Origin of the sequence: Clostridium sp. KNHs216 (assembly GCF_006714885.1) — a bacterium.
GTDB lineage: Bacteria > Bacillota > Clostridia > Oscillospirales > Acutalibacteraceae > Caproiciproducens.
The window spans coordinates 2,400,265-2,421,308 of sequence record NZ_VFMF01000001.1; the positions used below are offsets into that span (position 1 = coordinate 2,400,265).

The 21,044-nt window shown below is 51.4% G+C and carries 19 protein-coding genes and 1 tRNA gene; 18 read left to right on the forward strand and 2 right to left on the reverse strand.

The genetic code is table 11. The features are described 5' to 3' along the window. The first annotated feature begins 33 nt into the window (after positions 1 to 33). The 7 genes from LY85_RS11675 to LY85_RS11705 all read left to right on the forward strand — a co-directional run bounded on the left by LY85_RS11675 (position 34) and on the right by LY85_RS11705 (position 7,408). Positions 34 to 110, forward strand: a tRNA-Arg gene (locus tag LY85_RS11675). A gap of 545 nt (positions 111 to 655) precedes the next feature. Next, entirely contained in the window at positions 656 to 1,267 is a 612-nt protein-coding gene (locus LY85_RS11680) for a helix-turn-helix domain-containing protein (RefSeq protein ID WP_141826769.1), read from the forward strand. A 436-nt stretch (positions 1,268 to 1,703) separates the two neighbouring features. Then, the gene (locus LY85_RS11685) at positions 1,704 to 2,840 is read left to right on the forward strand and encodes an ROK family transcriptional regulator (RefSeq protein ID WP_038322341.1); all 1,137 of its coding nucleotides are present in this window, start codon (positions 1,704 to 1,706) and stop codon (positions 2,838 to 2,840) included. A 183-nt stretch (positions 2,841 to 3,023) separates the two neighbouring features. After that, the gene (locus tag LY85_RS11690) at positions 3,024 to 4,205 is read left to right on the forward strand and encodes a sugar-binding protein (protein WP_141826770.1); all 1,182 of its coding nucleotides are present in this window, start codon (positions 3,024 to 3,026) and stop codon (positions 4,203 to 4,205) included. A gap of 92 nt (positions 4,206 to 4,297) precedes the next feature. Then, entirely contained in the window at positions 4,298 to 5,863 is a 1,566-nt protein-coding gene (locus LY85_RS11695) for a sugar ABC transporter ATP-binding protein (RefSeq protein ID WP_141826771.1), read from the forward strand. An 11-nt stretch (positions 5,864 to 5,874) separates the two neighbouring features. After that, positions 5,875 to 7,047, forward strand: a complete 1,173-nt coding sequence (locus LY85_RS11700) for a sugar ABC transporter permease (protein WP_141826772.1) — start codon at positions 5,875 to 5,877, stop codon at positions 7,045 to 7,047. Between the two features lie 46 nt (positions 7,048 to 7,093). Beyond that, positions 7,094 to 7,408: a hypothetical protein gene (locus LY85_RS11705; RefSeq protein ID WP_141826773.1), complete on the forward strand. Its 315-nt coding sequence runs from the start codon at positions 7,094 to 7,096 to the stop codon at positions 7,406 to 7,408. A 5-nt stretch (positions 7,409 to 7,413) separates the two neighbouring features. Here LY85_RS11705 and LY85_RS11710 read toward each other — a convergent pair whose 3' ends face one another. Then, entirely contained in the window at positions 7,414 to 8,523 is a 1,110-nt protein-coding gene (locus tag LY85_RS11710) for an ROK family transcriptional regulator (protein WP_185741195.1), read from the reverse strand. Between the two features lie 373 nt (positions 8,524 to 8,896). Between LY85_RS11710 and LY85_RS11715 the strand changes: the two genes are divergently transcribed. The 4 genes from LY85_RS11715 to LY85_RS19555 all read left to right on the forward strand — a co-directional run bounded on the left by LY85_RS11715 (position 8,897) and on the right by LY85_RS19555 (position 12,952). Then, positions 8,897 to 9,523 (forward strand): DUF4867 family protein, encoded by a 627-nt coding sequence (locus tag LY85_RS11715; RefSeq protein ID WP_141828069.1) that lies wholly within the window; start codon positions 8,897 to 8,899, stop codon positions 9,521 to 9,523. 21 nt (positions 9,524 to 9,544) lie between these two features. Next, on the forward strand, positions 9,545 to 11,050 hold the full coding sequence (xylB, locus tag LY85_RS11720; RefSeq protein WP_141826775.1) for a xylulokinase: 1,506 nt from the start codon (positions 9,545 to 9,547) through the stop codon (positions 11,048 to 11,050). 22 nt (positions 11,051 to 11,072) lie between these two features. After that, positions 11,073 to 12,560 (forward strand): fucose isomerase, encoded by a 1,488-nt coding sequence (locus LY85_RS11725; RefSeq protein ID WP_141826776.1) that lies wholly within the window; start codon positions 11,073 to 11,075, stop codon positions 12,558 to 12,560. 182 nt (positions 12,561 to 12,742) lie between these two features. After that, positions 12,743 to 12,952: a DHCW motif cupin fold protein gene (locus LY85_RS19555; protein WP_243122540.1), complete on the forward strand. Its 210-nt coding sequence runs from the start codon at positions 12,743 to 12,745 to the stop codon at positions 12,950 to 12,952. 237 nt (positions 12,953 to 13,189) lie between these two features. Here LY85_RS19555 and LY85_RS19320 read toward each other — a convergent pair whose 3' ends face one another. Further along, positions 13,190 to 13,366 carry a YlcI/YnfO family protein gene (locus LY85_RS19320; RefSeq protein WP_185741196.1) on the reverse strand — a complete coding sequence of 59 codons (177 nt, stop codon included), beginning with the start codon at positions 13,364 to 13,366 and terminating at the stop codon, positions 13,190 to 13,192. A 368-nt stretch (positions 13,367 to 13,734) separates the two neighbouring features. Between LY85_RS19320 and LY85_RS11735 the strand changes: the two genes are divergently transcribed. From LY85_RS11735 to LY85_RS11765, 7 genes are all read left to right on the forward strand, one after another. Next, complete coding sequence (locus LY85_RS11735; RefSeq protein WP_141826777.1) at positions 13,735 to 13,995, forward strand: HPr family phosphocarrier protein; 261 nt, start codon at positions 13,735 to 13,737, stop codon at positions 13,993 to 13,995. An 82-nt stretch (positions 13,996 to 14,077) separates the two neighbouring features. Continuing rightward, positions 14,078 to 14,923 (forward strand): PRD domain-containing protein, encoded by an 846-nt coding sequence (locus LY85_RS11740; protein WP_141826778.1) that lies wholly within the window; start codon positions 14,078 to 14,080, stop codon positions 14,921 to 14,923. A gap of 44 nt (positions 14,924 to 14,967) precedes the next feature. Further along, a complete protein-coding gene (locus LY85_RS11745) occupies positions 14,968 to 15,480 on the forward strand; it encodes a PTS glucose transporter subunit IIA (protein WP_141826779.1) in 513 nt (170 codons plus the stop codon). Positions 15,481 to 15,530: 50 nt separating this feature from the next. After that, positions 15,531 to 16,967, forward strand: coding sequence for a glycoside hydrolase family 1 protein (locus LY85_RS11750; RefSeq protein WP_141826780.1), 1,437 nt, complete (start codon positions 15,531 to 15,533; stop codon positions 16,965 to 16,967). 13 nt (positions 16,968 to 16,980) lie between these two features. After that, positions 16,981 to 18,339, forward strand: coding sequence for a PTS transporter subunit EIIC (locus LY85_RS11755; protein WP_141826781.1), 1,359 nt, complete (start codon positions 16,981 to 16,983; stop codon positions 18,337 to 18,339). Between the two features lie 181 nt (positions 18,340 to 18,520). Continuing rightward, a complete protein-coding gene (locus tag LY85_RS11760) occupies positions 18,521 to 19,102 on the forward strand; it encodes a TetR/AcrR family transcriptional regulator (RefSeq protein WP_141826782.1) in 582 nt (193 codons plus the stop codon). A gap of 125 nt (positions 19,103 to 19,227) precedes the next feature. Beyond that, the gene (locus LY85_RS11765; protein ID WP_141826783.1) at positions 19,228 to 21,003 is read left to right on the forward strand and encodes an oleate hydratase; all 1,776 of its coding nucleotides are present in this window, start codon (positions 19,228 to 19,230) and stop codon (positions 21,001 to 21,003) included. Positions 21,004 to 21,044 lie beyond the last annotated feature (41 nt).

The window sequence follows — 21,044 nt, forward strand, 5'->3', positions numbered from 1 at the left end:
ATACTTAGGCGGCTTAAAACAAAGCCGCAAAATGCGCTCGTAGCTCAGCTGGATAGAGTGCTTGACTACGAATCAAGAGGTCGCGGGTTCGAGTCCCTCCGGGCGCGCCAAAAATAAGGACAGGGCTTTTGCCCCTGTCCTTATTTTTTGTCTGCCACGAGGCGAAAATCCCGGTACAAGTTGGGTAGAACGGGGAAGACTTTGTGAGCCGTAAAAAAGAAAAAAGGCCGCGGAACGCGGGTAGAGCGTGCCAACACCCGAGTCCCTCCGGGCGCGCCAAAAATAAGGCGAAAACCCCGGTGCAGAGGTGAAATTCTAAGCAGCAATTCTTTTTATGCAGGACTCTGTATGAAAGTTTTTTCAGGACGCTTTCGGAGACCGCCGCTGTAGGCGCGAAAGACGCGCTGCGTCCGGAACGCGGGTAGAGCGTTCCACACCCGAGTCCCTCCAGGAGCGCCACCAGCTTGAAGCCGGGCTCAATTCGCGTGCTTCCCTTTGTGATGTGCGTCTTGTTTTGTGCCGCGATGAAAACTTTTGTCTGAGAAAGATTGATAGGTAAACAATGCGTAGAATGGGCGCATGACAGCGGTAAATGAAGGATCGGTTGCTTTTGCTGTCGGAATGGATTACCATAGGGGCATGGGGAGGCGACTGAATGGACGCACATAAATTTGGTGCTTTTATAGCGGAAAGCCGAAAAGAAAAAAAGATGACGCAGGCGGACTTGGCTATGAAATTGCAAGTCACCGACAAAGCGGTCAGCCGGTGGGAACGAGGATTAGGCTTTCCGGATATAAAAATACTTGAGCCGATAGCTGACGCTTTGGGTGTATCCATACTGGAACTGATGCGTTCTGAAAAAGCAGAAACAGAAAACAAAAAGGATGAATTATCAAAAAGTGAAATTACGGAAATAATGGGAAATATTGTTGAGATGGAAAGGGAAAACCGGCAGCAGGATAAAGCAGCCGGCTGGATTGGTGCGGTAGTAACCATTATAGTTGCCATATTGGTAAAAATGTCAGGTCATGCAGGGATAGGCGGATCATTGTTCGCCGGGTTTATCGCGGCACTTGCGGCTGTTGCAGCTTTTCTTCTTAAACGCAATATAACGGATAAGATCAGCCGCAAAATCTACAGTTTTTTTCTTCTCTTAGGAGTCGGTGTCTTTATAAACCTGTTGAATCTCATGGGTGTCAACGGTTTTATGCTTGCATGGGGCGTGTTTTGTTTTTTCGGTATTGTGATTGGAATGATGAACCAATAACTAGTCCGGTAAGTTAGGAAAAACTTTACTTATGCCTTGATAAATTATCCCGCCTTATTTCTTCAATCAGGGCATCTATTTTAGCTATTGGTAAGGACGGTGGTTGGTTCAACCAGAATCAATACCTTGGGGGTATAGGCCAGCGCGCGCAATGGGAACCAGCAGATGATAAGCTGCCGACAGCTCTTTTACCGGCAATAACAGGATGTTTGAAAAGCAGCAGGGACAGGGCTTGCCTTGTCCCTGCTGCTTTTTGTTTTTGAGTGCTTAATGTTGTTTTGCCGGTTTTCCGATTGGGACGGTCAAATGCGCCGGGAAAAAAATTACCGTGCTCCACAGCCGGCGGTCGGTTACTCATTCAAATAATGATTGACAAATCAGGAAATAGATAGTGTAATATATAAAGTACTTTTGCAAAAGATGGAGATTAAATAGTATGAAAGATTTAAAAATGCCTGTTACCGAAAGGCGACGGCTGACTCGAAACAGTATTTACAATTTTATTTATGAATCCGAAACGCCTCCCTCCAAACAGGAGATCGCACAGCAGCTGAAGCTGAGCCTGCCGACGGTCCACCAGAATATCACGGAACTGCTGAACGCCGGATTAATTCGGGTGGGACAGGTACAGAAATCCACGGGAGGCCGCCGCCCGGTCGGGTATTGCGTCGTCAGCGATCTCAAGTTTGCGGTGGGAATCTCGATCACCGCGGATAAACTGCGCTTTCTTGCGTCAGATTTAAAGCAGGAAGAACTGGCCTATCAGAAAATCGAGATGGGGTCGTTAAAAGGAGACGATATCGGCAGGTTGATCAGGGATGAATTGGAAATTTTTTTAGACAGGAACCGGCTGGACCGCAGCCGGCTGCTGGGTGTTGGAATCACGCTGCCGGCGGTTCTGGATGAAGAAAAGGACGAAGTGAAACTGTCGCCGACCCTGCGGATGCGTGATATCAGCCTTGGTACGATCCGGGAGCCGATCCCCTATCCGACCTACATTGAAAACGACGGGACCAGCGGCGGATTTGCCGAATGGTTTGAGTCGAGAAATGCCGTAGGCAGCGATATTGCTTATCTTTATTTGGAAAACGGTGTTGGCGGGGCGGTTTTCATCAATGGGGCGCCGTATTTTGGGAAGAACAAAAGAAGCGGGGAGTTCGGCCACATGTGCGTGGAACCGGGCGGGCTTCCGTGCAACTGCGGAAAAAAAGGCTGTCTGGAGTCGTATTGTTCGGCGCTGCGAATCAGTGCAAAGCTCGGAATCACGGTTGAGGAATTTTTTGAAGATCTTGAAAAGGGAAATCCGGAATATCAGGCGCTTTGGCAGGACCTTCTGGAGCACCTGTCCGTCGGGATCAACAATATTCGCATGGCGCTGGACTGTGACGTGATTCTGGGGGGATTTCTGGCCCAATATCTGGAACCGTATATGCCGGAGCTAAGGAGCATGGTCTCGGAAAGAAATACGTTTGAGGACAATGCGGAATACGTCAGATTGTGCCGCTATCCGCGCAGAGCCGATATGATGGGCGTAGCCTGGCACTATATCAAAGAGTATATTGAGAACATCTGATTCGTGCTTAATGTATAAAAACAACAAAATAATATTGGACAGTATTTCTAAAAAGTAAAAAATAGACAAAATAGTATTGACTTCATTCGAAAAAAGCCTTATGATTTAACCACTTAAGTAAATATCATTTATAAAAGATATTTACTTAATGAGTAATAGGTTATTTGTAAGGAGGAACGTATTATGAAAAAGTTTTTGGCAGCTGTATTGGCCTGTGCAATGGTTCTGTCGATGGCGGCCTGCAGCAATGGTTCGGAAGGCGCGAGCACGCCCGCCACGGCAAGCACCGCGGAAACTTCCGGCGGGGGAACAACTGGCGGCGGCAAGCTGATCGGCATTTCCATGCCCACGAAATCTCTGGAGCGCTGGAACCGGGACGGTTCTTATCTGGAGCAGCAATTTAAGGGTAAGGGCTGCGATGTAAAGCTTACTTATTCGGACAACAAAATTGACCAGCAGGTCAAGGATATTGAGAATCTGATTGCCGACAAAGTCAACCTTCTGGTTGTGGCGGCGATCGACGGCGAGTCGCTTTCCAACGTTTTGAGCAGCGCAAAGAGCGCAAATATTCCTGTTATCTCCTATGACCGGCTGATTATGAACACAGACGCAATCGCCTATTACGTATCGTTCGATAACTACAAGGTAGGCCAGCTGCAGGGCCAGTTCGTAATCGATCAGCTCGGTTTGAAGCAGGGCGACAAATCCAAAACCTATAACATCGAGTTCACCGCGGGCGACCCGGCCGACAACAACGCGACTTTCTTCTTTAACGGCGCGATGGACGCCTTGAAACCCTACATAGACGACGGCATTCTGAAAATCCCGTCCGGCCAGACGACGTTCCAGCAGGTTGCGACCGCAGCCTGGGATACCAAAAATGCCATGAACCGTATGCAGAACATTCTTGCTTCCTATTATTCGGACGGCAAAACGCAGCTGGACGTCGCCCTTTGCTCCAACGATTCCACTGCGCTTGGCGTTACCCAGGCGATCGAATCCGATTATAAGGGAAACAATACTCCGGTTATCACGGGGCAGGACGGCGATGAGGCAAACCTCGCGAACATTCTGGACGGCAAGCAGTCCATGACCGTTTATAAGGCGGTTGCGAACGAAGCGGTCGTTACGCTTGATCTCGGCATGGCGATCCTGAACGGGGATAAGCCGGACGGCCAGCTGATTCAGTCGGCGGGCTGGAAGTTCGACTGCTCTTACGACACGAAGTCTTATGATAACAAGAAGGGAATTGTTCCTTCCTTCCTGCTTGTGCCGACCGTCGTTACAAAAGACAATCTCCAGAAAGAACTGGTTGACACGGGATACTATACGATGGACGGTAAATATCCCAAAGCAAAGAAGTAATTGACGGCGGCTGCTTCGGACGGGGCCGGATTGGCCCCGTCCATCCTTTCATTGATCAAACAAAAAAAATTCTCGTTTCAGGGGGCATAAGCATGCCGGACAATATTTTATGGATGAAAAACATCACAAAACTGTATCCCGGTGTCAGAGCGCTTGACAATGTAAATCTGGAAATACGGCGCGGGGAAATCCACGCGCTGGTCGGGGAAAACGGCGCCGGAAAATCAACCCTGATGAATGTTTTAAGCGGGACCATTCCTTACGGAGAGTATGAGGGTACGATTCTTTTCAATGAGAAGGAATGCCAATTTAAACGCATTCACGACAGCGAAAAGCTGGGGATCGTCATTATTCATCAGGAACTGGCTTTGATTCCGGAGCTTTCCATTGGCGAAAACATGTTTCTCGGAAATGAACGCAAGGGGAATCTCGGCATCGACTGGCACGAAACTTACAACCAGGCGGAAAAACACTTAAAAGAAGTGGGGCTGCAGGAGAGGGCAACGACACTGATCAAGGATATCGGAACAGGGAAGCAGCAGCTGGTCGAAATCGCAAAAGCGCTTTCCAAAAACGTGAAGCTGCTGATTTTGGACGAACCGACCTCTTCTCTGAATCAAGAAGAATCGAAAATGCTTTTAGATATGCTGCTGCAATTTAAAAAGCAGGGAATGACTTCTATCCTTATTTCGCATAAATTGTCGGAGGTCGCCTACGTGGCCGACAGGATCACGGTTCTGCGGGACGGGGCGACGATCGAGACAATCAAAAATGAAAGTCACAACATTGACGAAAGCCGTATCATCCGGGGGATGGTCGGCCGCGAACTGACCAGCCGATTTCCCTCCAGAGAACGTAAGGTCAGCCCGGAAATCGGTATGGAAGTAAAAAACTGGAGCGTCTGCCATCCGGTTTACACAGAAAAATGCGTGGTAAACAACGTCAGTTTTCATGTACATAAGGGGGAAATTGTCGGCTTTTCCGGTCTGCAGGGCGCGGGGCGCACTGAACTGGCAAAGTCCCTGTTCGGGAAAAACTACGGCAGCAGTATTTCCGGACAGGAGTTTTTGAACGGGCAGGAGGTCCACCTGAAAACCGAAAGGGAAGCCATTGAGCACGGCCTCGCCTATGTGACCGAAGACCGTAAGACGAACGGACTGGTTCTGATCGACACGATCGCAAAGAACACCACGATGGCCCGGCTGAAGAAGGTCTGTGACAAGAGGGGGATCATCGACGTCGGGATGGAAAACCATGTCGCGGAAAAAAGTAAAACCGCTCTCAACATCAAGACGCCGACCGTGCAGCAGCTTGTGGGGAATCTTTCGGGCGGCAATCAGCAGAAGGTTTTGCTTTCAAAGTGGATGTTTGCGGACCCAAATGTCCTGATTCTGGATGAGCCGACCCGCGGGATCGACGTGGGAGCGAAGTATGAAATTTATTGCATTATGAACGATATGGCCGCGCAGGGGAAATCGGTCGTCATGATTTCATCCGAGCTGCCGGAACTTCTGGGAATGTGCGACAGAATCTACGTCATGAACGAAGGCTCCCTGGTAGCCGAGATGGAAAGCGCTGAAGCAACGCAGGAAAAGATCATGGCCGCGATTCTCCGCTCCGGCAAAAGAAGCGTCCCCGATGAACAAAAGGACGCATAGGAGGCAGAAGTATGAAAGCATCTACGAAAGCATCTACCCTGATTAAAAAATATACAATGGCCATCGCGTTGGTCGTGGTCTTTATTTTCTTCTCTGTCCTGACGAACGGCAGGCTGATGTATGCCCAAAACATCTCAAATCTGCTGCTGCAGAACGCCTATGTTCTGGTGATGGCATGCGGCATGCTGCTGTGTATCCTGACCGGCGGCAACGTTGACCTGTCGGTCGGCGCTACGCTCTGCCTGGTCGGCGCCGTTGCGGCGCAGCTGATGGGCCAGAGTTCCATGGGCGCGCTGCCTACCATTCTCATTGCAATGCTGATTGCCGCGGTAATCGGAATCTGGCAGGGATTTTGGATCGGCTATATACACGTGCCGCCGTTTATCGCGACTTTGGCGGGCATGTTCCTGTTCCGGGGACTGGGGCGCGTCGTCCTGGCATCCAAAACGGTCAATATTCAGAACACCGCGTTCCTCAACACGTTTATTTCTTATATTGACGTTCCCGGCCTGGACTCCAAATCCTTCCACCCGTCGGCGCTGATTACCGGGATAGCGGTTTCCGTTCTTCTGACCGTCCTGATGCTTGCCAACCGGGCCAAGAGGGCGAAAAAGAACTATGAAGTAGAGTCCTCCGCGATGACCTTTATCAAGATCGGCGTGATAGACGCCCTGATTATTGCGTACTGCTGGAAGCTTGCAAACTACAAAGGCATCCCGGTTATGCTGATCTGGATTCTGCTGGTGGTATTGATTTTCGCATTTATTACGATCAAGACCGCCTTCGGCCGGTATTTTTACGCCGTGGGCGGGAATGAGAAAGCAGCGAAGCTGTCCGGCATTGACCCCAGGCGCGTATATTTCTGGGCTTACTTTCTCATGAGCGTGCTGGCCGGGTTCTCCGGACTGCTGGTAGCGGCCCGTATCGGCTCCGTAGACGGCAACATGGGGAATTCCTACGAAATGGACGCGATCGCTGCCTGTTTTATCGGCGGCGCGTCGGCCTACGGCGGCTCCGGAACCGTTTCCGGAATTATGATCGGCGCCATTCTGCTCGGGGTCATGAATCAGGGGATGTCGATTTACGGACTGCCGGACGAGTGGCAGTATGTGGTCAAAGGCGCCGTGCTTCTGGCGGCCGTTATCTTTGACGTCGTTTCAAACCATAAGGTGGGAAAGCAGTAGACTGTACAGACCGATTGAATCCATAAAAAGAATGCGGGGCTGACCTATGCAGAATCAATCCGAAGAAATTCAGGCCAGACGGAAGCGTGCCAAAGTCAGGCTGACCCTGCGCGCGCTGGTTGTGCTTTATCTGCTGTATCTGACGAAAGGCATCGTCGAAGCGGCTGTCCAAAAAACAAGCACTCTCCCACTTTGGGTCACGGGGCTTGTCAGCGCTGTTTTTCTTCTGGCTTCCGCGGCGTTCGGAGCCTACGCGTGGAGGGAATACAAACAATCGCTTGCCGTATCGGCAAGCGATTGGAAAACAGAGGGTTCTGAAAAAGGGGAAACAGAAAATCCCGGCAATACGGAGCGGAAATAAGCGGTTCAGTCGTTCAGGAACGAATCGATTTGCAGCAGTGCTGCGCCGATCGCGCTTGCCTTGTCGTTAAAGCGGCTGAAATGCAGATAATCCGGGGAAGCCCCGAAGGAATTGAGCGGAAGCAGCTTTTTAAACAGCAGGTCCGAGTATTTCTCGAGGTACCGGTCAATTTCGCCGCCGATAATAATATCGGAGTCGAAGATCGTCCGGATATTATTGATCCCCGTAGCGAGATAATCCAGATAGATTTCCCATTTTTGCCTGCAATACTGGTTGCCCATCTCAAGCGACGCGAAGAAATCGTCGACATCTTCAAAATTCGGCTCCGTTAAAACCTTTGTGGAACAGTACGCTTCCAGACATCCCTTTTTTCCGCAGGAACAAACGAGCCCGTCCTGAACGATCGTCATGTGGCCGAATTCGCCGGAATGCCCGTTTACGCCGCCGTAAAGCTTGTTGTCAATGATAATTGCTCCGCCGACCCCTTTGTTGACGGAAAGAAAGACGGCGCTTTCCGTTCCGTCCATTTTCCAGATTTCCGCAAGGCCTGCCAGACTTGCTTCATTGTTGACCATAACGGGGTATGGGATATCCTTTTTCAGGCGGTCGATTGGAAGGTCTTTTACACGCAGCGTCGGGCTGTATTCCAAAATATCGGATTTCGGGTTCATCAGCCCGGGGACCGCAATGCCGACTCCCAGAAGCTTGCTTCGGTCCACATGGTTTTCCTGCAGAAAAAGCTCTAAATTATCGGCCAGAGTTTTAAAGTAAGCATCGTCGTTTTGAAACGTTTCGCGGATTTTCTTATAGAAAAGGACATTTTCCCCCAGATCGATCATGACAAAGCGGATATGGTTCTGGGTTACCTCTATTCCGCAGGAAAGTCTGGCGCCATACGCCAATGAGTTGACGAACGGCTTTCTTCCCCCGGAAGATTCCAGCGTTCCGGATTTCGTCACCAGACCGCGTCTTTCGAGGTCTTTTAAAATGAGGGAAACCGTGGGCATACTCAGCCCCAGAGTTTCCGCAATATTTTGTTTGGTTGCTCCGTTGTTGGAGTAAAGAAAGTTGATGATTCTGTTTTTATTCGCATCTCTTACCTGAAGATTATTCAATCCAATGCACCCTTTAAGATTTCTATTTTTATGAAAATCATAACACGAATCAATTCCGGATTCCATATCCGGGCCGATATTTTTACAAGTTTTCTTTAAGTTTTTTGTTTTAGTTCTAAATATAGGCGTTTTGGGCCGCCGTTCGGGCGTTAGCTCGTGAAAGCCACCCGGCGGCAGCCTGCCGGTCAAAATGATGGCTGCGGTTATCCGTTGTATTGCACATAGAAAAGCTGTTTTCAGTACAATTTTACCTGCTCTTTATTTTTTATTTGTAAAAACAAGGCGGGTATACCATGAATCTTTTTAAAAAGATATTTACGTAAGAAGCACCTTTAAAACTTTTCTAAGGATAGTGAAGACGATGAGTGAGACAATTGCGGTTCAATCGGTCCGGGAAAAAGCATTTCAGAAATACGGAAGAATTGTGACCGGATTCGATTGCGCCCAGCTTCTGAAAAAGCTGGCGGAAACGCCGAAACCGCCCGATTCCACGATTTACACGGCTTCCGACCCGGAGCTTGAAAAGCTGGAAATATTCCGCGAGCTGCGGGACCGGGAATTCGGCGGTATGGAAATCGAGCTCGGCTATTGCAACGGCAGCAATGACCGGCTCAATGCCCTGGAATACCACCGCAGCTCCGAAATCAACGTTGCGGGAACAGATCTGATTTTGCTGCTGGGCTTATTGCAGGATGTCGACGCCCTGACCTTTGAATACGATACCGCCCTTGTCGAAGCGTTTAAGGTTCCCGCCGGGACGGTGGTGGAGCTGTATGCCACCACCCTGCATTTCGCTCCCTGCAATGCGTCGGCGGATGGGTTTCGCGACGCGATCGTCCTGCCGCGGGGGACCAATCTTCCGCTTCAGGCAAAACCGGAAACGGAGGGCGAAGACAGACTGCTGTTCGCGCGGAACAAGTGGCTGATCGCGCATCCGGAATCCGGTCTGCAGGCGGACGGAGCCTTCCCCGGTCTAAAGGGCCGGAATATCACGCTGTGACGGTGGAACGGAGGCAATCAGATGGATGGAAAATGTATGCTCGGGATAGACGTTGGGACTTCCGGGTGCAAAATTCTCGCACTGGACGAATGTGGAACCATTCTGGGCTCCGTCGTGGAGGAATATCCCTGTTATGCACCGCAGGAAGGGTGGTCCGAACAGGACCCCGGGGACTGGTGGAAAGGCGTGGTGTCCGGACTCCGGAAAGCTGCGCCGCTTCTGAAAGGAAAAACAGTCGCTGCTGTGGGTCTGTCGGGTCAGATGCACGGAATGGTGGCGCTGGATCATAAAAACCGCGTAGTACGGCGGGCGATTCTCTGGAATGACCAGAGGACCGGCGCGCAGTGCGAAGAAATTACCAAACTGGCCGGGGGGCCGGACGCGCTTCTGGCGGCAACCAATAACCGGATGCTGACGGGATACACGGGCGGCAAAATCCTCTGGATGAAGGAAAAGGAACCTGAAAATTACGGGAAGACCGTTCGTGTGATCAACCCGAAAGACTATATTCGCTTGAAGCTGACGGGGGAAATCAAGACGGACGTTTCCGACGCTTCCGGTACGGGCTTCTTCTGCGTACGCGAACGCGGATGGGCGGTCTCTTTGATCCGGAAAGTCGGCCTTGATCCCGATTTATTCCCGGAAACGGTGGAGTCCACCGCCGTTTCGGGATATGTGACGAAAGAAGCGGCGGAACTCACCGGGCTGCCGGAGGGGACCCCCGTCGGGGGCGGCGGCGGAGACGCAGTCATTTCCACTACGGGTCTCGGGCTGGCGAAGTCGGGCCGGATCGGCGTGACGGTCGGGACCTCCGGCGTTGTTGCCATGAGCCTTGGATCCTTTCTGGAGAACCCCAAAGGGATGATTCAGGTGTTCTGCGGCAATGAACCGGGTTCGTTCAGCGCGATGGGCGTAACGCTCGCGGCGGCCGGTTCCTATCAGTGGTTCCGGAACGCGCTTGGGCAGTATGAAATGCAGAAAGCGGCGGTGGAAGGCAAAAGCGCGTTCGCGCTGCTTGACGCCGAAGCGGCTTGTGTTCCCCCATGCTGTGAAGGAATGTTCTTCCTGCCGTATTTGTCCGGCGAGCGGGCGCCGCTGAATGACCCCGCCGCAAAAGGGGCGTTCCTCGGCGTGACTTCCCGCCACGGGAAGGGGCATTTTGCCAGGAGTGTTCTGGAAGGTGTTGCTTTTTCCCTGCGTCAGGTGTACGGGATGATCGGCGCGGAAAGTTCCAGTGAAATCGTCATCGCGGGCGGCGGAGCGGTCAGCCCGCTCTGGCGGCAGATTTTTGCGGACGTCTTTGGCTTTCCCGTGCGGACCGTATACGGCAGCGCGGAAGGCGGTTCGTTCGGGGCGGCTCTGGCGGCGGGCGTGACTGCGGGCGTCTGGAGCGGTCTGGAGGAGACCGTACCCCTGATCCGTCCGGAAAGCGTGACGATGCCGATTGCTGAAAATGTTCCTCTTTACGCGGAGCACTACGCAAAATATACAAAATTCTATGAAGCACTGAAATGGAGCTTCCATTAAATAGCAGAGAGGAGACATCAAAATGAATAATATTCCCGAGGTAAATCTGGGGATTATCGCCGTCAGCCGCGATTGCTTTGTTATCTCTCTTTCCCAAAAGAGAAGAAAAGCGGTTGTCGACTCCTTCACGGAAAAATACGGCCCTGTTTATGAAGCGCAGACAACGGTGGAAAATGAACGGGATATGATGGAGGCCGTCGCCGAAGTAAAAGCGGCCGGCTGCAACGCGCTGGTGGTGTTTTTGGGCAACTTCGGTCCGGAAACGCCCGAAACGCTGATTGCCAAATACTTTGACGGACCGGTCATGTTTGTGGCGGCCGCGGAGGAGACGGGCAAGGACCTGATCAACGGGAGGGGCGACGCTTACTGCGGGATGCTCAACTGTTCTTACAACCTCGCGCTGCGCCATATTCCGGCCGTCATCCCCGAATATCCGGTCGGTACGGCGGAAGAGATAAGCGATATGATGGCCCGTTTTGTGCCGGTGGCCCGGGCGCTGATAGGAATCAATTCACTGAAGATCATCACTTTCGGCCCCCGTCCGCAGGACTTCTTCGCCTGCAACGCGCCGATTCAGCCTCTGTACGACCTCGGCGTCGAGGTTCAGGAAAATTCGGAACTGGACCTTCTGGTAGCCTATCACGAACACAAGGAGGACCCCCGCATCCCCGATGTTGCGGAAGATATGGCCAAAGAGCTGGGGGTCGACGGAAACCATTATCCTGACCTTCTGCCCCGCATGGCGCAGTTTGAGCTTACCCTGCTCGATTGGGCGAAAGACAACAGGGGGGCCAAAAAATATGTGGCCTTCGCGGATAAATGCTGGCCTGCCTTCCCGAAAGAATTCGGGTTTGAGCCATGTTATGTCAACAGCCGCCTGACCTCCCGGGGAATCCCGGTGGCCTGTGAGGTGGACATTTACGGCGCTTTGAGCGAATACATCGGCGCTTGTGTGACAGGCGACGCCGTTACCTTGCTGGATATCAACAACAGCGTGCCGCGCGACCTTTATGAGGATGAGATCGCCGGAAAGTACCCCTATACGTTGAAAGATACCTTTATGGGCTTCCACTGCGGGAATACGCCGTTCTGCAAGCTGTCAAAGGGCGCGGCGGTGAAATACCAGCTGATCCAGAACCGTCTGCTGGAAAACGGCGGGGAGCCCGATTTTACCCGCGGAACACTGGAGGGCGACATCGCACCCGGAAAGATCACTTTCTTCCGGCTGCAGGGTTCTGCACAGGGAAAGCTGTCCGCATATATCGCGCAGGGTGAGGTGCTTGAGGTCGCGACCCGTTCCTTTGGCGGGATAGGAATCATTGCAATTCCGGAAATGGGCCGTTTCTACCGTCACGTCCTGATTGAAAAGCATTATCCCCACCATGGCGCCGTGGCGTTTGCCCATGCGGGAAGCCCCCTGTTCACGGTGTTTCGTACGCTGGGCATCACGGATATTTCCTTTAATCAGCCTAAAACCATGCTGTACGGGACAGAAAATCCGTTTGAGTAAAGTAAAAGAGCTTTTTTGTTAAATCTCCTCCCATATTCCATTTTTAGCAGAAGCCCCCACGCTTGGCGCGGGGGCTTCTGCTTTGCAAGCCGTGCATCCCGGTTTGAATTTCTTTGCCTTTTTATGATTGCAATATATAATAAGGAAAGTACATTTAAGAAAATAAGGAAGGTGCGAACAAGATGAGAATCCAGAAAGTTCCCTTTGGCACGGTTGACTGGAATACGGTTAAGCCGACAAAACATCTTGGTATAACGGGAGAGGCCTTTTGGCGTACCCTTGAAACGGGAAATATCAGGGGCCGCATGGTGGAGTACTCACCCGGATATTCGGCAGATCATTGGTGTAAGCGTGGACATGTGCTTTTAGTTCTGGGGGGAATTGGTAACTGAGCTGGAGGACGGAAGGCAATTTGTACTGACGCCCGGAATGAGTATCATGTTGCCGAAGATAAGAATCCCCATCGTTCACACACGGAAAAGGGAGCCAAACTGTTTATTGTTGATTGATATTATTGGGTGCCGACATATTTTTACAATTTAAACTTTTAAAAAGAGGAGGACAAGACTATGGATAGCCTTGTCCTCCTCTTTCGTCTATCGCGGGAGAAACCCCCGTTCAGGCAGAGTTTACTCATCTTCATTGTCAATATCTTGCAGAGCAACGCGAACTGCTTCAATGACAAAGGCAGAAAATGTACATTCTTTTCCGGATATGGCGGCCTCAACCTGCTCAATAATGTTATTTGGAAAACGGATTGTCTTGTTTGTAGTAGCCGGTGTCCGGGGAATTCGAAATTTACTCACGAAACCACCTCCGTATTGCAATTAATTAAACTAATTGTATTACATCTGCCTTGCTTTATATGCCTTGCAAAAGTATTGCCATCAGTGCCGTGACCCGGTCGATGGAACACCGTAAAGGCATTCAAGACGACCTTAATATCTTAGGATTTCTGCAATGTGTTCAAAATTTATTCCTGAATTTTAGATGATCCTCCAAATTAGCGTACAAATGTTGAAAATGGTTGACAAATAAAGAAAAGCTATATATGATAAAGGCACAAGTTAATGATGAATGGCTTGTTACCGAAAAGGGCAAAACCATATTATGCACAGGGGATTCCTGCGCGTAATATGGTTTATTTTTTTGCCAAAAATCAAAGGAGTAAACAATGAAGCAGTTTGATATTCTGATTAAGGATGCTCTGGGGATCCATGCCCGTCCGGCGGGAGCGCTGGTAAAAGCGGCGAAAAGCTTTTCCAGCGTCAGCACACTGAAAAAGGCGGACGGGAAAACAGCGGACATGAAGAAACTGTTCGACATGATGGGCCTTGCCGTGAAGCAGGGGGACAAAGTAACGGTTACCGTCAGCGGTGAGGATGAGGCGGAGGCGGTTCAGGAGATCAGGAAGACATTTGAAACATATCTGTAAGCGTGGGAAAGCTAATCGTGCACCCTCTTCAGAAACTCTTTTTTACTGAATTCCCGGGGGTTGACAAGGAGATGAAGCAAGCTTGAAAATTGTAAAAATCATCAATAATAATGTGGTATATGCCCGGGATAAAAACAATGAGCATGTCATTGTAATGGGAAAGGGAATCGGGTTCAACGGCAGGCACGGAGATGTCATCGATCCTGAAAAAATCGAAAAGGTCATCAGGATGGACAGCCAGAATTCCATGGACCGGCTCATCAGCCAGCTGGAGGAGCTGCCGGAGGAGCACTTTAAGCTGTCGAGCGATATCGTGGAATACGCGGCACAGTATCTGGGGAAAGAACTGAACAAAAACGTGCTGGTTACGCTGACCGACCATATCAGCTTTGCCATTCAGCGTTACCAAAAGGGGCTGATGTTTCCCAATGCGCTGAAATGGGAAATCAAAAAGTTTTACAGCCGCGAATTCGCGATCGGAGAGTATGCGGTCGGACTGATCGCCCGGCGCCTGGGCATTGAATTTTCCGAAGACGAGGCCGCGTTTATCGCGATGCATATCGTGTGCGCGGAATATAATTCGGATATGCCCGATCTGATGGACGCCACAAAGCTGGTAAGCGGGGTCCTCAAAATCGTTCAGGAATATCTTGGAGGATCTTTGGACGAAGAGTCGTTCCGGCTGGAGCGGTTTATCACCCATCTGCGATTTCTGGGCCGCCGCATTATCGAAGGCGGCGAATGGAAAGAGCAGGACAGGGCCGATCGGGATTTTGGGAAAGTCGTCCGCAAAATGTATCGGGAGGATTACCGGTGCAGTCAAAGGGTGGCTGAATTTATTGAAAAAAATTATTCGCATAAGATGTCGGAAATGGAGCTTTCCTATCTGACCATCCATATCCGGAATTTACGTTCAGACTCATTATAGAAAGGTGTAAGGCAGAAAATCAACGATTCAGGAAGGACAAAGTCATGTTTGGTTTATTCAGAAAAAAGAACAATGCAGAAACAGGTGAACCGGAGGATTCCGGCTCGGTGAAATCACCCGCCGCCGGTAAGACCATTCCCCTTCAGGAAGTCAGGGACCCCCTTTTCGCGGAGGAAATGCTGGGGAAAGGCGCGGCGGTGCAGCCGGTTTCCGGAAGGATTGTGGCGCCCGGCAGCGGAGTGGTTTCCACGGTCGCAGAAACGAAGCACGCGGTCGGTCTGACGCTTGCAAACGGAGCGGAATTACTGATTCATGTCGGTCTGGATACCGTAAAGCTAAATGGCCGGCATTTTACGATACATGTGAAGAAAGGACAGAAGGTACGGCCCGGGGATTTGCTTCTGGAGTTTGATCTGGAGGAAATCAAAAAGGAAGGCTTTGACGTGACGGTCCCCGTGATCGTCAGCAATACGGAAGAGTACGGCGATATCCGGCCCGTTTTGGGCGATGTGCGTGAACTTGGTCAGCTGCTGATCCTGACACGCCGCAATCTTTAAACCCAAAAAACAGAACACAGAACATAGTTTAATAGGAAAGGAAGATAAGAATGTATTACAAGAAAGATCCTGTATTTCCAAAAGATTTCATGTGGGGTGCTTCCAGCGCGGCGTGGCAGGTGGAGGGAGCAGTCGCAGAGGACGGAAGAACCGACGCAATCATTGACCTGAACAGCAAAACCAAAAAGCCCTTCACGGACAACAGCATCGCGGCGGACCACTACCATCACTACAAGGAGGACGTGGCGCTGATGGCGGAGTGCGGGTTTTCCTCCTACCGTTTCTCTCTTTCGTGGTCGCGTATCATTCCGGACGAAAGCGGCAAGGTGAATCCAAAAGGCATTGAATTTTACAACAATCTGATTAACGAGCTGATTGCGCACAAGATCACCCCCATCGTTACCCTGTACCACTACGATATGCCGGTGTGGGTCGATGAAAAGCTGGACGGGTGGCATGACCGCCGCGTGATCGACGCTTTCGACCACTATGTAAGGGTCTGCTTTGAGGCGTTCGGGGACCGGGTAAAATACTGGCTTTCCATCAATGAGCAGAACATGCAGATCTGCTACGGAAAATGGCTGGGTGTTGACAAGGGCTGCACCGACTGGGAGAAGGATAAATGGAAGATCAACCATATTATGAATGTCTGCCACGCCAAGGCTGTCCTTGCCTGCCACGAGCTGGTAAGCGACGGGAAGATCGGCCCGGTTCCGGGTTATGTTCCCATCTATCCCGAAAGCTGCAGGCCGGAGGACCAGATCGCCGCAATGAACGCGGAGGAACTGACCGAAAAAATCTGGGACGACCTGTACGCTTACGGAGAGTACAACGGCTTTATCAAGCGCTTCTGGAAGGAAAACGACATCGACCCGGATATCCGTCCGGGGGACATGGAACTGATACGTTCGGCAAAAATCGATTTCTTTGCTCTGAACTGTTACCGCAGCAATGTAGCGAAGGACTGTAAGCCGGACGACAGGCCCGTGGAACAGCAGCTGAATAAAAATGGGGTAAAGGGGCAGTTCGTGTACCCCAAATTCCCCGGCCTGTACCAGCTGGCGCCGAATCCGTATGTGGAGACAAACGACTGGGACTGGGAGATCGACCCGATCGCCCTGCGGTATATGCTGCGTTACGTTTGGGACCACTACCATCTTCCCATGATGATTACGGAAAACGGCTACGGCGCGCACGAATCCATCGATCCCGACGGACACGTCCATGACCCGAAGCGGATTGATTTCCTGCGTGATCAGATTTATCAGGTCGGCCTCGCCGTTATGGACGGCTGCGAGGTGATTGCCTATAATCCGTGGTCGTTTACGGACCTGCTCAGTACCGGAAACGGAATGGCCAAACGGTATGGACTGGTGTACGTCAACACCACCGATGAAGAGCTTCTGGATTTGAAAAGGGTAAAAAAGGACTCGTTTTACTGGTATTCCAAGCTGATCCGTTCCAACGGACAGGATTGGGGAAAATAAGGGAGGAAAATTTATGGCAAAATACGACGAACTTGCAAAAAACATTCTGGAAAACTGCGGGGGAACGGGAAATGTCGCCGTGGTCAACCACTGCGCCACCCGCCTGAGGCTGACGCTGAACGATCCGGCCAAGGTAAACGAGAGCGCTCTGAAAGCGGTTCCCGGCGTGATGGGCGTGGTACTGCGCGGTGACGAGCTTCAGGCGGTCATCGGTACCGATGTCGGGAATGTGTACCACGCGTTTATTCAGCTCGGAAACTTTAAAAAGGGCGGTAAGGTGGACGAAAACGGCAAGAAAAACATCGGCGGAACCATTGTCGATTTTATCAGCGGCACTTTCGTTCCCGTTCTTCCGATTCTGGTTGCGGCCGGCCTGGTAAGCGCCGTGCTCAACATTTGCGTGACCTTCTTCGGTCTGTCCACCGAAACCGGCACCTACGTCATTATGAACACCATTAATAACGCGGGATTCTTCTTCCTGCCGATTTTCGTCGGCTACAGCGCCGCCCGCAAAATCGGGATGAACCCGATGATGGGCGCGTATCTCGCCACTATTCTGGTTCACAAAAACATAGACGGCATTGCCGGACTGAATTTCCTTGGAATTCCCGTAACGCAGGCGACCTACAATACGTCGGTCATTCCGATCATTCTGGGTGTCCTGTTTATGTATTATGTGGATAAGGGGATCGACAGGATCACTCCAAAGGAAATCAAATTTTTCGCAAAGCCCCTTTTGACCATTCTCATTGTCACCCCGGTGACCCTGATCGTATTAGGACCTCTGGGCATCATCCTCGGTAACTATGTCGCTCAGGCACTGATGTTTATCAATACCCAGCTCGGCTGGCTCTCCGTCGGACTGATCGGTGCGTTTACACCGTTCCTTGTTATGACGGGAATGAATCAGGCGCTGTTCCCGCTGGTGTTTGCTTCCATGGGCGCGCAGGGCTATGACGCGTTCGTTATGCCGGGAATGCTGGCCGCCAATGTCGCGGTCGGCGCCGCGGCTCTGGCGGTATGGGTGAAATCCAAAGATAAGGACATCAAGGCCATGTCTTTCTCCGCCGGTCTTACCGGTGTGCTGGGTATTACCGAACCCTCTATCTTCGGTGTGCTTCTGCGCTTCAAGCGTCCGTTTATCGGCGCGATGATCGGCGGCGGAATCGGCGGATTATTTGCCGGGATCGTACAGCTCAAGCAGTATGCGGTGGTTTCCCCCGGGTTTGCGGCTCTGCCGACCTTTATTCCTACGGACGGTTCCGGCGTGATGACCAACTTCTATTTCGCCGTCGCGACTCTGGTCATCTCCGTGGTCTCTTCCTTTGCCGCCACGTGGTTTCTGGGATTTGACGAAAATGCGAAAGGCTGATTGATCGCCCCTCTGGTTCCTGTTTTGACAAGCCGGACATTTTGTCCGGCTTGTTTTCAATGAGGCGGTTCCGGCCGGAACTTGCACATGACATTTTTTTATTGTATGCTATACCTGAAACGGCAAAGAATATATCAATCGTAGCGTTTTAAAAATCGAAAGATACAAGGTGGTGCTCCGTATGTCTCAGACAACAAAACGGGCTTTGGAAGCTTCCCTGAAAAACCTGCTGCTCCAGAAGCCGCTGGATAAGATAACGATCAATGACATTGCGGAGGACTGCGGCATCAACCGCATGACTTTTTATTACCATTTCAAGGACATTTTCGATCTGGTGGAATGGTCGTGCGTGGAGGATGCGACCAAGGCTCTGGAAGGCAAGAAGACATACGATACCTGGCAGCAGGGATTTTTGCAGATTTTTGAAGCGGTGCTTGCCAACAAGCCGTTTATCTTGAATGTCTATCATTCCGTCAGCCGGGAGCAGGTGGAAATCTATCTGTACAAGCTGACCTATGATCTTCTGATCGGCGTCGTCGAAGAAAAGGCGCAGGGCATGGCCGTCCGTGACGAGGATAAAAAGTTCATCGCGGATTTCTATAAATACGGATTTGTAGGACTGATGCTGGACTGGATCAAGAACGGCATGAAAGAGGAGCCTCAGACGATCATTGACCGGCTCAGCTCGCTGGTTCACGGCAATATCACCTCTGCTTTGGACAACTACCGCACGGATATTCCTTTATCAAAATGCCCGGAATGATAAAACTTTTTACAATTTTTGCGCCGTGATGAAATTTTCATCACGGCGCGTTTTCTGTTTATGGAATCCTTCTGCCGGAATGGATACAATATTTTCAGAAACCAAAACAAACGGAGGTAACTTTTATGTATTATTCCAGCGGGAATTATGAAGCTTTCGCACACCCGGTTAAGCCGGAAGGCGTCGATCACAAGTCCGCTTATATTGTAGGCTCCGGCCTCGCTGCGCTGGCAGCCGCCTGCTTCCTTGTCCGCGACGGGCAGATGAAGGGCAGCCATGTCCACATTCTGGAGAAGGACCCGATTCCGGGCGGCGCCTGCGACGGATATCTCTATGAGAATCTGGGCTATGTCATGCGCGGCGGCCGGGAAATGGATAACCATTTCGAATGCATGTGGGACCTGTTCCGTTCCATTCCGTCCATTGAGACGGAAGGAATCAGCGTGCTCGACGAGTACTACTGGCTGAACAAGAAGGACCCGAACTATTCGCTGATGCGCGCAACGGTCAACCGCGGGGAGGACGCGCACACCGACAAAAAATTCGGGCTCTCGGATAAGGGCGCGGAAGAAATCATGGAGCTGTTCTTTACTCCCGACGAAGAGCTTTACAATAAGCGCATCGACGAGTATTTCAGCGACGAGGTCCTGAACTCTAATTTCTGGATGTACTGGCGCACGATGTTCGCCTTTGAAAACTGGCATTCCGCTCTGGAGATGAAGCTGTATATCAAACGCTTTATCCATCATGTGGGCGGCCTTCCCGATTTTACGGCGCTGCGTTTTACCAAATACAATCAGTATGAGTCAATGATTCTGCCCATGATCAAATATCTGGAATCCAACGGGGTGCAGTTCCATTACGGCACCAGGGTCGTCAGCGTGGAGTTCGATATTCAGAAGGACAAAAAGACGGCGAAGCGCGTGATCGTTCTTTGTGACGGCAAGACGGAGAATATCGATCTGACCGAGGACGATCTGATCTTTATCACCAACGGCGGCTGCGTGGAGAATTCCTCCCTCGGCGGCCAGAACGAGCCTGCCCCGTTCAATACCGAAATCAAAGCGGGCGGCGGCTGGGATATGTGGCGGAAGATCGCCGCACAGGACCCGTCTTTCGGTCATCCGGACAAATTCTGCCATAATCCGGAACAAAGCAACTGGATGAGCGCCACCGTCACCACCCTGGACGGCAAGATTCCGCCGTATATTCAGAAAATCTGCAAGCGCGACCCGTTCTCGGGGAAGGTGGTCACCGGCGGGATCGTCACGGCAAAGGATTCAAACTGGCTTTTAAGCTGGACGTTCAACCGTCAACCGCAGTTCCGCTCCCAGCCGAAGGGGCAGCTTGTGGGCTGGATTTACGGCCTGTTCAGCGACAAGCCCGGCAACTACGTCAAAAAAAGCATGCGGGAATGCACCGGTAAGGAAATCTGCATGGAGTGGCTGTATCATATGGGAGTACCGGAATCCGAAATCCCCGGGCTTGCCGAAAAGAGCGCCAACACGATTCCCTGCATGATGCCGTATATCACCGCGTTCTTCATGCCCAGGGCAAAGGGGGACCGTCCTCTGGTCGTTCCGAAGGGCGCCGTCAATTTCGCTTTCCTCGGTCAGTTCGCCGAGACTGCGCGCGACACCATTTTCACCACCGAATATTCCATCCGCACCGGCATGGAAGCGGTGTATACCCTGCTGAACATCGACCGCGGCGTGCCGGAGGTCTGGGGCAGCGTGTATGATGTGCGGGACCTGCTGAACTCCACCGTATCCCTGCGCGACGGCAAGAAAATTACCGATATGGAGCTTGGGTTCAAAGAGAGGCTTGCCATGAAGCTGCTTCTGAAAAAAACCCAGGGCACCGACATTGAAAAGCTTCTGAAAGAGCATCACGTGGTTTAAGATATGATTGACATCCCAGCCGACACCCTGATAACGGCATC

Coding starts and splice junctions, on each gene's coding strand:
- LY85_RS11680 (WP_141826769.1), top strand. CDS start 656: ATGGACGCACATAAATTTGGTGCTTTTATAGCGGAAAGCCGAAAAGAA.
- LY85_RS11685 (WP_038322341.1), top strand. CDS start 1,704: ATGAAAGATTTAAAAATGCCTGTTACCGAAAGGCGACGGCTGACTCGA.
- LY85_RS11690 (WP_141826770.1), top strand. CDS start 3,024: ATGAAAAAGTTTTTGGCAGCTGTATTGGCCTGTGCAATGGTTCTGTCG.
- LY85_RS11695 (WP_141826771.1), top strand. CDS start 4,298: ATGCCGGACAATATTTTATGGATGAAAAACATCACAAAACTGTATCCC.
- LY85_RS11700 (WP_141826772.1), top strand. CDS start 5,875: ATGAAAGCATCTACGAAAGCATCTACCCTGATTAAAAAATATACAATG.
- LY85_RS11705 (WP_141826773.1), top strand. CDS start 7,094: ATGCAGAATCAATCCGAAGAAATTCAGGCCAGACGGAAGCGTGCCAAA.
- xylB (WP_141826775.1), top strand. CDS start 9,545: ATGGATGGAAAATGTATGCTCGGGATAGACGTTGGGACTTCCGGGTGC.
- LY85_RS11725 (WP_141826776.1), top strand. CDS start 11,073: ATGAATAATATTCCCGAGGTAAATCTGGGGATTATCGCCGTCAGCCGC.
- LY85_RS19555 (WP_243122540.1), top strand. CDS start 12,743: ATGAGAATCCAGAAAGTTCCCTTTGGCACGGTTGACTGGAATACGGTT.
- LY85_RS11735 (WP_141826777.1), top strand. CDS start 13,735: ATGAAGCAGTTTGATATTCTGATTAAGGATGCTCTGGGGATCCATGCC.
- LY85_RS11745 (WP_141826779.1), top strand. CDS start 14,968: ATGTTTGGTTTATTCAGAAAAAAGAACAATGCAGAAACAGGTGAACCG.
- LY85_RS11750 (WP_141826780.1), top strand. CDS start 15,531: ATGTATTACAAGAAAGATCCTGTATTTCCAAAAGATTTCATGTGGGGT.
- LY85_RS11755 (WP_141826781.1), top strand. CDS start 16,981: ATGGCAAAATACGACGAACTTGCAAAAAACATTCTGGAAAACTGCGGG.
- LY85_RS11760 (WP_141826782.1), top strand. CDS start 18,521: ATGTCTCAGACAACAAAACGGGCTTTGGAAGCTTCCCTGAAAAACCTG.
- LY85_RS11765 (WP_141826783.1), top strand. CDS start 19,228: ATGTATTATTCCAGCGGGAATTATGAAGCTTTCGCACACCCGGTTAAG.